The 1,650-nt window shown below is 52.8% G+C and carries 2 protein-coding genes; both read right to left on the minus strand.

Features of this window, described 5'->3' with window-relative positions; genetic code table 11:
* Positions 1-72 precede the first annotated feature (72 nt).
* Positions 73-537, minus strand: a complete 465-nt coding sequence (locus ACR0CG_RS23770; protein WP_480527967.1) for an adenylate/guanylate cyclase domain-containing protein — start codon at positions 535-537, stop codon at positions 73-75.
* Between the two features lie 204 nt (positions 538-741).
* A complete protein-coding gene (locus tag ACR0CG_RS23775) occupies positions 742-1,191 on the minus strand; it encodes a MaoC family dehydratase (RefSeq protein WP_170682856.1) in 450 nt (149 codons plus the stop codon).
* Positions 1,192-1,650 lie beyond the last annotated feature (459 nt).

Here is a 1,650-nt window from a genome sequence, read left to right on the forward strand (position 1 = left end):
GAAACTCGTCCGTTCGTTTCGTTCCCATAGTTCATCTCCTTTGCTGCAATAAATGCTATCAAAGGAGCGGCATCAAACCGCGACACGTCCAGAGATCTTGCCAACAACCTGATCGTAAATCGTTCCGCTGATCATAATTCCCCCAGCTTCGGCCAGCTTCTCGAGCCGGGCAGCGACGTTAATTGCGTCGCCAAAGAGGTTGCCTCCCTCGACCATTACATCGCCGAGGTTGATGCCAATGCGAAAAAGCATAACGCGGTCTACTGGAAAGTGAGCGTTTCCAGTCTCGAGTCCCCGCTGAATTTCTATGGCGCAGCGCACGGCTTCCACGGGACTCGGGAATTCGGCGACTACACTGTCGCCCGCCGATCCGAAAACACGACCGCCGTAATTGGCAATGGATACTTCAATGGTTTCACGGTGGGCCAGGAGCGTTCGCAGGGTAGCTTCTTCGTCCGCATCCATCAGCCGACTGTATCCTACTGCGTCTGCTGCAAGGATAGCCGCGAGCCGTCGCCGAACTTGGTCATCCGTCATAGCACCTGCTTCCCTAGGTCACAGAACTATGGCGCCATCTTACTTTTCCAGGGAACGAGAGTCCACTGACGCGTAAAGAAAGACGCGCATTAGGCAGGGCCCTGCGTACGGCCGGACTGTCCGAATTGCAGTCTCTCAAACCTTGCTCAGCGAATAGTCGAACCAAGCCCAACGCCGACGTCCACAATATGAAGATGAACTGACTTACTTTCGCCGAGCCATAACATGATCCATGACCAGACTAAGTACCTCGACATCGTTTTGGTTGTACGTCCGGTAGCGAAATCGTACCGTTCCTCGATCAGGCTTGGAGTGTGATGGCGTAAGCACCTCAACTGTAACACGCGCTCGCAGTGTATCGCCGGGGAAAACGGGAGCAAGCCACCGAACCTCGTCCATGCCGTGGCCGCCCAAGTTGGTTCCAGTCAACACACCAGTGTCACGAAATAACCGGAAGGTGAGCGCAACTGTTTGAAAGCCGCTGGCGACAATACCGCCGAATATCGACTCCGTTGCCGCCACCTTGTTCACGTGGAAAGGTTGTGGGTCGTGCGTAAGCGCGAAGTCAATAATCGCGCTTTCGGTGAGCGTAATACCACCGGTATCGAAAGCATCACCGACTGATAAATCGTCAAAGTGTTTTCCGCTACTCATACCAAAATTTAGGTAGATTGTGATTTGCTAGTCAATACGGAACGCTGTGTGCCCTGCGCGTACAGACCTTGTGGCACGTATTGAGAATTCTGCATCAAGAAAAGTTTCTCTGACCGCACCTTCCCTTGTGGGCAGGGCATTTCAAAAGCACCTAACTTGTTTCACATAAAGACCGATGCATAGTTCCCGGGGGAAGCCCTATGAAGGCTGAAGGCACTCAAAGCTGCCAATGCGCAAATTGGTCTCGCTTTTTCCAAAAACGCTTGGATAGATGTTGGCGAGACATTGCCAATGGAGAAATACCGGCAGAGGCTCCTTTCTGTCTGGAACAGCTTCCATCTACTAAAACTTACCATGTTCAACTCGCGCTAGGGTCAGGACTCATAACCAATAAATGACGGTTGCGGCGAGGGCGATGGCGGAGAGGAAGACCTTCGGGCATCTGTCGTATCTGGTCGC

This window comes from Ruegeria sp. AB8, assembly GCF_056542605.1.